General features: G+C 45.1%; 1 protein-coding gene and 1 pseudogene. One reads left to right on the top strand and one right to left on the bottom strand.

Features of this window, described 5'->3' with window-relative positions:
- Nucleotides 1–1,140, bottom strand: a pseudogene (locus RRG12_RS43665) (excinuclease ABC subunit A); the annotation flags it as partial.
- 182 nt (nt 1,141–1,322) lie between these two features.
- Here RRG12_RS43665 and RRG12_RS43660 point away from each other — a divergent pair.
- A partial coding sequence (locus RRG12_RS43660) for a Uma2 family endonuclease (protein ID WP_420763324.1) occupies nt 1,323–1,913 on the top strand: 591 nt, incomplete at its 3' end.

Below are 1,913 nucleotides of genomic sequence, written 5' to 3'. Positions count from 1 at the left end.
TTCATCTTTCTCGCCAAACAAAATAATTTGCTGCTGGTCTTCTGTCAGCTTGCTCCAATTTGTCTGTAACTCAAACCCATAAATCTGTCCGACGCTATAGAGTAATTCTAAGTAATAAGAATTATCTTTTTCTGACCAAGGCGCGATCGCAGCATAAACTGGCGCTTCCCAGTCGGGTACGATCAAGTCTGGCGCAAATCTCCTTAAAGTCCCGATTCCATGACAGTGCGGACAAGCACCATAAGGTGAGTTAAAGGAGAACAATCGCGGCGATAATTCCTCCATCACCGCGCCATGTTCTGGACAAGCAAAGTTTTCCGAAAATACTAATTCTTCTTCTTTTTCTTGTCCATCGTCACCAAGTAGACTCACCAGAATGGCTGCAATCCCGCCCGATTGCTTGAGACACGTAGACAGGGAATCAACCAAACGCTCTTGGATGTCAGCCTTTTTCACCAAGCGGTCAATTACCACTTCGATGGTGTGGGTAAAATTTTTATCCAATTCAATGGAATCTGACAGTTCGCGGATCTCGCCATTGATTCGCACGCGGACAAAACCTTGAGAAGCCAGACTTGACAAAAGCTTACGATGTGTGCCTTTCTTCCCACGGACAACGGGTGCAAGAATTTGGAAACGGGTGCGATCTGGTAATTCCATGATGCGATCGCACATTTCATCGATTGTCTGGGGTGCAATACAGCGATCGCATATTGGACAATGGGGTTCGCCAGCCCGACCAAACAATAGCCGCAAATAGTCGTAAATCTCCGTCACCGTACCGACAGTGGAACGGGGGTTATGAGACGTTGATTTTTGGTCAATAGAAATTGCTGGACTTAAGCCTTCAATAGCTTCCACATCCGGCTTATCCAGTTGTCCGAGAAATTGCCGTGCGTAGGCGCTGAGGGATTCTACGTAACGACGTTGCCCTTCAGCGAAAATGGTATCAAAGGCTAGGGAAGACTTACCAGACCCAGAAACGCCAGTGAATACAATTAGGCGATCGCGTGGCAATTCCAAGTCAATATTTTTCAGATTATGCTGCCTAGCACCCCGAATCCGAATGGTATTCTGGCTGTTGTGGCTGGGGTTGGGAAGATGTCCATTCAAGGATGCTGCTAGCTGTTGGTCTGACATATTGGGCGGCAAAGAAGGAGTTTCTTATGAAACAGTCCTTAATAATACTATCTTTAATCAGTTTATAGTAGAACAATCGTACTGTTTTAATTAGTTATCCTTCCAGATTTATGCCGCAGACATCCTTAAGAGTCTGCTAATTTGGAAGCATCCCGATTAAATATCCTTCTGAGGGCGAAGCTATGGTATTGCAAATCCAACCGCCGACCCAGCCAGAGGTCATCTACCCAGATAGTGACGGACAACCAGTGGCTAATAATACTATACAGTTTGGCTGGATTGTAGAAATTAAGCAGAATTTAGATTGGCTATTTGCTGACGATCCAAATGTATTTGTCGCCGGGGATTTATTTTGGTATCCGGTAGAGGGACGCAACAAAATTGTTAACGCCCCAGATGTGCTGGTGGTATTGGGTAGACCAAAGGGTGATCGCTTGTGCTACCAACAATGGAAAGAGGAGGGAATTCCACCGCAAGTGGTGTTTGAAATTCTTTCTCCCAGCAACACCCAAACTGAAATGGACAAGAAATTACTTTTCTACGATCGCTATGGCGTGGAAGAGTATTACATTTACGATCCTGAGAAAAATAATTTGCGTGGATGGTTGCGTAGCGAAGACGGTTTAGATGTCATCCCCCAAATGGAAGATTGGGTGAGTCCCCGTTTAAAAATTCGATTTGCTTTATCAACAGAGGGCTTACAGTTATATCGCCCTGATGGAGAACGGTTTTTAACTTATACAGAAATTTCTCGCAACGCCGAGCAAGAACGC

The organism is Nostoc sp. CALU 546 (genome assembly GCF_048836525.1).
Note: the sequence above shows the minus strand (reverse complement) of the source record. Positions and strands in the feature narration are given on the sequence as shown.